At 70.9% G+C, this 6208-nt stretch carries 8 protein-coding genes; 2 read left to right on the top strand and 6 right to left on the bottom strand.

Annotated features, from left to right (window positions below; genetic code table 11):
* The first annotated feature begins 303 nt into the window (after positions 1-303).
* Entirely contained in the window at positions 304-717 is a 414-nt protein-coding gene (gene yiaA / locus A7A76_RS05690) for an inner membrane protein YiaA (protein WP_206410286.1), read from the top strand.
* A gap of 400 nt (positions 718-1117) precedes the next feature.
* Here yiaA and A7A76_RS05685 read toward each other — a convergent pair whose 3' ends face one another.
* From A7A76_RS05685 to A7A76_RS05660, 6 genes are all read right to left on the bottom strand, one after another.
* Complete coding sequence (locus A7A76_RS05685) at positions 1118-1666, bottom strand: hypothetical protein (protein WP_206410285.1); 549 nt, start codon at positions 1664-1666, stop codon at positions 1118-1120.
* 75 nt (positions 1667-1741) lie between these two features.
* Positions 1742-2503 carry a DUF4097 family beta strand repeat-containing protein gene (locus tag A7A76_RS05680; protein WP_206410284.1) on the bottom strand — a complete coding sequence of 254 codons (762 nt, stop codon included), beginning with the start codon at positions 2501-2503 and terminating at the stop codon, positions 1742-1744.
* A 100-nt stretch (positions 2504-2603) separates the two neighbouring features.
* Complete coding sequence (locus A7A76_RS05675; RefSeq protein ID WP_428995091.1) at positions 2604-3545, bottom strand: ABC transporter permease; 942 nt, start codon at positions 3543-3545, stop codon at positions 2604-2606.
* An 80-nt stretch (positions 3546-3625) separates the two neighbouring features.
* On the bottom strand, positions 3626-4510 hold the full coding sequence (locus A7A76_RS05670; protein WP_206410282.1) for an ABC transporter ATP-binding protein: 885 nt from the start codon (positions 4508-4510) through the stop codon (positions 3626-3628).
* Positions 4507-4896 (bottom strand): GntR family transcriptional regulator, encoded by a 390-nt coding sequence (locus A7A76_RS05665; protein ID WP_206410281.1) that lies wholly within the window; start codon positions 4894-4896, stop codon positions 4507-4509. Before A7A76_RS05665 ends, A7A76_RS05670 begins: the two co-directional genes overlap by 4 nt.
* 3 nt (positions 4897-4899) lie before the next feature.
* Positions 4900-5418 (bottom strand): hypothetical protein, encoded by a 519-nt coding sequence (locus A7A76_RS05660; RefSeq protein ID WP_206410280.1) that lies wholly within the window; start codon positions 5416-5418, stop codon positions 4900-4902.
* Between the two features lie 178 nt (positions 5419-5596).
* Between A7A76_RS05660 and A7A76_RS05655 the strand changes: the two genes are divergently transcribed.
* Positions 5597-6196: a glutathione peroxidase gene (locus A7A76_RS05655; protein ID WP_206410279.1), complete on the top strand. Its 600-nt coding sequence runs from the start codon at positions 5597-5599 to the stop codon at positions 6194-6196.
* Positions 6197-6208 lie beyond the last annotated feature (12 nt).

Genomic DNA, 6208 nt, shown 5'->3' with positions numbered 1-6208 from the left:
TCGCGGCGCGCGGCGGCGCCGCCGCAACGGCGCGCGGCCGCCTCATCGCTGGTGTTGCCCCGTTGCGCGGCGGATGGTCGCGCAACCCGCGGCGTTGCCGCGCCGCTACGCCTCCGGCGCGTAGCCGTTTCCTGCACCCCGCGTCTTCCTTATCGATACTTGCCGCGCCGCGGATGACGGCGCCCGCTGCCGTGGCCACAGTGGCGGCGCGGGCTGGACCGGCCCGCACGGCAAGCCGCTCCGCCGCGCGCGGACGGCGGACCTCTCGGCGGTCGCCGGCCGCCGCTCATTCAAGGACGCGATATGAACCGTGCCATTTCCCGCAAGCCCTCGGCGGCGTTCGTGGGCGCTTCGTGGGGCGCGCTCGTGCTCGGCTCGCTGACCTACCTGGTCGGGCTGTGGAACGCCGGCCTGCAGCTCAACGAGAAGGGCTATTACCTCACCTTGCTGCTTTACGGCCTGTTCGCGGCGGTGTCGGTGCAGAAGTCGGTGCGCGACCGGATGGAAGGCATCCCGGTGACCAACCTTTACTACGGCCTGGCCTGGACCTCGGTGCTGGCGGCGTTGACGCTGATGTTCATCGGCCTGTGGAACGCGCAGATCGCCTTCAGCGAGAAGGGGTTCTACGCGATGGCCTATGCGATGAGCCTGTTCGCGGCGATCGCGGTGCAGAAGAACACCCGCGACAGTGCGGGCGATGGGCGCGAGTTCGACTGAGGGCGCTTGGGGGAATCCGTCGTCATCCGCGCGGGTGCGGGGGCCAGGGACTTCAGAGTCGTGTCGCGATGGAGCCCTGGATGCCCGCGTTCGCGGGCATGACGGTAGGTAGGTTTCGCGGCGGTTGGGTTTCGCGGCAAATCGGATTCGCCGCGCCTCTCCAAGCCGTCATCCCCGCGAAGGCGGGGATCCAGAGACTTCAGAGTCATGTCGCGATGGAGCCCTGGATGCCCGCCTTCGCGGGCATGACGGGAGATGGGTTTCGCGGCGGTTGGGTTTCGCGGCAGATCGGATTCGCCGCTCCTCTCCAAGCCGTCATCCCCGCGAAGGCGGGGATCCAGAGACTTCAGCGCGATGCACCCCGAGCGCACCCGAGCTCCAGTCCCGAGCCAAGCAGTCGTCAGCTGCGCGGCCGGCATTCCTCGCCGGTGGTGAGGTTCTTGCTCGCGAACGGCTGGAACTGCGGCACCTGGGCGACGAGCTTTTCCTGGGCGACGCGCAAGGCGCCGACCCGCCGGCAGATCTGCATGGCCTGTTCGCGCAGTTTCTCGGCCTGCGCCTCGACCTTGGCCTCGGTCTGGTCGGTGCGGCCCGAGCGCAGGTCCTGCGCCACCGTGCTCAGCACGTTCCCGGCCATCGCCGCGCCGGCCTGGCCGATGGCGGCGCCGTCGCGGCGGATGCCGGTCGCCTCTACGTAGAACGCGCGGCCGGCGGCCTGCTGCGCCGGGTTCAACGCCAGCGCCTTGCCGTCGATGGCGATCGCGCCGTCGGGGGCGATCTGCGCGCGCTGGCCGTCGCCGCGTACCAGCAGTCGGTCGCCGTCCATCGACAAATGATTGATGACGACCACGTGGGGGTCGGAGCCGGAATCGCGCGAACAGCCGCCGGCCAGGCCCGCGGCGAGCGCGGCGGCGAGGATCAGGGCGATGGAAGAACGGCGGGTGGTCATGAGCGGCGTCTCGTGGCGGCGCGCGGGGATGGAAACGGCGCGGGCGGGCGGCGCGCGGCCCGCCCGCGCCGGCGATCAGTCGTTCCTGGGCACGTCGACCTTGCCGGCCACGCCGCGGTGGCGCACGTCGCCGCTGCCGACCCGCGCCACGCGCAGGTCGCCGCGCACGCCGTCGACGTCGAGGTCGCCCGAGCCGACGCGGTCCACGGTCACCGAACCGGCGACCTGATGCAGCTCGACGTCGCCCGAGCCGACCCGGCCGATCTTGACGTCGCCGCCGACGCCGCGCGCCTTCAGGTCGCCCGACCCCAGGTCGACGATCTGCAGCGCGCCGATGTCGCGCAGGGTCACGTCGCCCGAGCCGACCGAGGCGACGGTGAGGCCGCGCACGTTGGCCACGTCGATGTCGCCGGAATTGACGTCGGCGCTGAGCGCGGCGACGTTGCGCACCGAGGCGTCGCCGGAGCCGACCTTGAGCTGCACGCGCAGATCCTGCGGCACGCTGGCGCGCAATTGCATGTGGTACTGGCCGTTGAAGTTCAGGCCCAGGCGGTTGGCGTGTTGGGCCACGACCACCAGCTTGTCGCCTTCGCGGCGCTGGCTCACGGTCAGGCCGGGCAGGTCGGCGGCGTTGCTGGCGCAGGCGCGGCCGGTCACCGCGGCGGCGCCGTTGCCGCCTTCCACCACCAGGTCGTCGGAACCGATTTCGAACACCACGACCTTGGCGCCCTTGAGGTCGAGCGCGAGGCTGCGCGGCTGGGCGTTGTCGCAGCGGTCGGCGGCGAGGGCGGCGCCGGGCAGCAGCGCGGCGCAGAGCAGGGCGAGCAGGGGACGCATGGAAAGCTCCTGAACAACGATGAGGTAGGGCTGTGATGCGGGCCGGGCCGGCACGGTTGCAAGGCGCCTGGCGAATCGCAGGCCGCGCCGGCCGCGCGCCTCAGCCTTCGTCGCGCCAGCGGCGCAGGCGGATCGCGGCGAAGATCATGGCCGCGCCGATGACCGCGCCGATCCACAGGTCGGCGGTGGCCAGCACCTGCAGGCTCGAGGCCGAATCCAGCTGGTTGAGCGCTTCGGAGCCCTTCATCGCCGCCTGCTGGGCGTCGTCGCTGAAGCGGTCGTGCAGGAACCAGGTGCCCGGCACCACGCTGAGCAGGCCGCGCAGCGCCACCGTGTACCAGATCGCGCGGTGCGGGATCTCGATGCCCGGCATCACGTCGAGGAAGCTGACGAACACGCAGGCCAGCAGCGGGATCACCACCGCCCAGACGAACGGCACGGCGCGCGCCCAGGCCGAGCACAGCATCAGCCAGCCCACGGTCGGCAGCGCCCACAGCGAGTACACCGGCACCGACAGCGCCAGCTCGCCGAGCAGGCGGAACGGATGGGCCTGGGTGAAGATCGCGCCGGCGCCGCTGAAGCCGTTGAGCACCGCCGCCAGCCACGCCAGCGTCCACATCACCAGGCCCACCGCCAGGCCGATCGCCGCGGCCAGCAACGGCGCCAGCAGCAGCGCCCACGCCAGCTTGGACAGCACCGCCTGGGTGTCGGACACCGGCAGCGATTTCCAGAACAGGATGCTGCGGTCCTTGCGCTCGTCGTAGAGCGAGCCGAGCGCGTAGAAGAACACTACGAACACGAACACCAGGCAGACGATGCCCAGGCCGCCGGCGAGCGCGGCGTCGCCGATCTGGCCGGCGCGGGCCATGTCGCCGGTCATTTCCAGATTGATGCCGTCGTGGTCGCGCACGGCGTACTTGTTGAACAGCACCGAGCCGCCGATCACGCCGAGCACGGTGAAGATCACCGCGACCGCGCCGGCGATCAGCGGCCCCCACAGGAAGCCGCCGCGGTGTTCCCAGAACTCGCGCTTGAGCAGCATCAGGAACACCCGCGAGGCGGGGATCGCGGCAGCCGCGCGGGGGACGGCGGCGGGTGCGGAATAGTCGTCGGTGGCGGCGTTCATGCGTAGGTCCCCTTCATGGTGGCGACGAACAGGTCGGCCAGGCCCGGCGTGCGGGCTTCGCCGAGTCCGTCGAGCTGGGCGGCGGCGACGCCGTCGAACAGCATCACGGTCTTGCCGAACGGCAGGGCGCGTTCGTCGAGCGGGCCGAGCGTGCGCGCGTGTTCGGCCTTGTCGCGGTCGACCAGCACTTCGACGAAGCGGCCGCCGAGGTCTTCCATCGGGCAATCCAGCACGATCTTGCCGTCGCGGATGAACATCACGTCGGTGAGGATGTGCTCGATCTCCTCGACCTGGTGGGTGGTGACCACGATGGTCTTGTTCTCGTCGAAGTAATCCTCCAGCAGGCGCTGGTAGAACTGCTTGCGGTAGAGGATGTCCAGGCCCAGGGTCGGCTCGTCGAGCACCAGCAGGCGCGCGTCGATGGCCATCACCAGGGCCAGGTGCAGTTGCACGATCATGCCCTTGGACATCTCGCGCACGCGCAGGTCCGGCTTGAGCTGGGTGCCGTGCAGGAAGCGCTCGCACTTGGCCCGGTCGAAGCGCGGATGCACGCCGGCGACGAATTCGATCGCCTCGCGCACCCGCAGCCAGCGCGGCAGCACCGCCACGTCGGCGATGAAGCAGACCTCGCGCATCAGCGCGTCGCGCTGGCTGCGCGGGTCCAGGCCCAGCACCGACAGTTCGCCGTCGAACTGGGTCAGGCCGAGCACGGCCTTGAGCGCGGTGGTCTTGCCGGCGCCGTTGGGGCCGATCAGGCCGACGATGCGGCCGGCGGGAATGTCGAAGTCGGCGCCGTCCAGCGCGGCCTTGTTGCGGTAGATCTTGCGCAGGCCGCGGGCGCGGACCACGTGGCCGGGGTCGATGTGGGTGGCGTTGGTCATGGGGCGTCCGCCTTGTGGGTGGCTTCGCCGGCGGCGTCGCCGCCGAGCAGCTCGTCCGCGCGCAGGCCGAGCCGGGCGATGCGTTCGAGCACCAGCGGCCATTCCTCGCGCAGGAACCGGTCGCGTTCGTTGAGGAGCAGTTTCTTGGCGGCTTCTTCGGTCACGTACATGCCCAGGCCTCGGCGTTTTTCGACCAGTGCCTCGTCGGCCAACTCTTGGTAGGCGCGCGAGACGGTGATGGGATTGAGTTGGTATTCGGCCGCCACCTGACGCACCGAAGGCAGTGCGTCGCCCGGCTTGAGCACGCCGTCGAGCATCATCGCCACGACGCGCTCTTTGAGTTGGCGGTAGATCGGAGCGCCGTCGCTCCATTGGATTGCGGTCATGGCTCAGCCCCGCGACAGGAAGGAGAAATAGGGCATAACGAGATTGCTGCGGTTGCGGCGCGCGGCGCTTCCGGCCTTGCGCTTGGGTTCGGCGGCGCCGGCCGACTCCGCGGCGGCGTTGGAGGAGGGGGCGAAGGAGGCCGGCGCGACCGCGTTGGCCAGCGCGGCCAGGTCGGCGACGTCGCCGGCCAGGGCGCCGGCGAGCGTGGTCAGCTCGGCGGCGCGCTCGGTGTTTTCCAGTTGCTGGGCGCGCTGCTCGATCTTGCGCACGGCGCCGGCGACGTCGCCGGAGCGGCTGCGGGCGCGTTCGAGGAAGTCGCGGTCGAAGCTGATCCGCGCCTTGACCGCGCCGAGGTCGACCTCGATCGGACGGGTCGCCGGCGCGTCGGCGGCGAACTGGGCCAGCGCCGGCGCCGGCGGGCGGTCCGGGGCGGGCAGCGGCAGCGCCACCACCAGGCCCAGGACCAGGGCGCCGCCAGCGGCCATCAGGGCCGAAATGGAATTGTGCAGCTTGCGGTTCATGGCGGGGTCCTGCTCTCTAGTGGGCCGGTGTTGTATGCAACTATAACACCTAAACACGCCGAGTCAATCGCCGCGGACCCAACTGAAGTCATACTGGGCCCGATCCCGCGCCGCGGCCGGCCGCAACCCGCTTGCGGCCCGCCGCCCGGGCCTTTCCCCTCATCCAGAAGGCGCCCCCATGCCCGCGACCGCTTCCCCGCAACCCCGCCGTGCCGCCCGCGCCGCGCTGGCGCTCGGCCTGACCCTGGCCGTCGGCGCCGCCGCCGCGGCCGGCGGCCTGCTCGACCGCAGCTTCCGCCCGCTCGCCGGCAAGCAGCCGGTGGACCTGGCCAAGACCTATGCCGGCGACGTCGTGCTGGTGGTCAACACCGCCAGCAAGTGCGGCTTCACCCCGCAGTTCGAGGCGCTGGAAGGCCTGCACGCCAAGTACAAGGCGCGCGGCTTCGCCGTGCTCGGCTTCCCCTCGGGCGACTTCAAGGCCCAGGAGTTCGAGGACGAGAAGCAGATCCAGGAGTTCTGCACGCTGACCTACGGGGTCAAGTTCCCGATGTTCGAGAAGGTGCACGTGGTCGGCGATCAGGCCACGCCGCTGTACAAGGACCTGGCCAAGGCCGCCGGCGAGGCGCCGAAGTGGAACTTCCACAAGTACCTGATCGGCCGCGACGGCAAGCTGATCGCCAGCTACGGCAGCAAGACCACGCCGGACGATCCGGCGGTGGTGGCGGCGATCGAGCGCGCCCTGGCCGCGCCGGTGCCCAAGCCGGCGGCCGCGCGCTGAGCGCGCGCCGGC

It is taken from the genome of Lysobacter enzymogenes (assembly GCF_017168095.1).
Taxonomy (GTDB): domain Bacteria; phylum Pseudomonadota; class Gammaproteobacteria; order Xanthomonadales; family Xanthomonadaceae; genus Lysobacter; species Lysobacter enzymogenes_D.
Note: the sequence above shows the minus strand (reverse complement) of the source record. Positions and strands in the feature narration are given on the sequence as shown.

What these genes read in the sequence shown, in the direction of transcription:
- A7A76_RS05660 (WP_206410280.1), bottom strand. Translation starts at nt 5,418, where the DNA reads ATGAACCGCAAGCTGCACAATTCCATTTCGGCCCTGATGGCCGCTGGC.
- yiaA (WP_206410286.1), top strand. Translation starts at nt 304, where the DNA reads ATGAACCGTGCCATTTCCCGCAAGCCCTCGGCGGCGTTCGTGGGCGCT.
- A7A76_RS05685 (WP_206410285.1), bottom strand. Translation starts at nt 1,666, where the DNA reads ATGACCACCCGCCGTTCTTCCATCGCCCTGATCCTCGCCGCCGCGCTC.
- A7A76_RS05675 (WP_428995091.1), bottom strand. Translation starts at nt 3,545, where the DNA reads ATGCTGCTCAAGCGCGAGTTCTGGGAACACCGCGGCGGCTTCCTGTGG.
- A7A76_RS05670 (WP_206410282.1), bottom strand. Translation starts at nt 4,510, where the DNA reads ATGACCAACGCCACCCACATCGACCCCGGCCACGTGGTCCGCGCCCGC.
- A7A76_RS05680 (WP_206410284.1), bottom strand. Translation starts at nt 2,503, where the DNA reads ATGCGTCCCCTGCTCGCCCTGCTCTGCGCCGCGCTGCTGCCCGGCGCC.
- A7A76_RS05665 (WP_206410281.1), bottom strand. Translation starts at nt 4,896, where the DNA reads ATGACCGCAATCCAATGGAGCGACGGCGCTCCGATCTACCGCCAACTC.
- A7A76_RS05655 (WP_206410279.1), top strand. Translation starts at nt 5,597, where the DNA reads ATGCCCGCGACCGCTTCCCCGCAACCCCGCCGTGCCGCCCGCGCCGCG.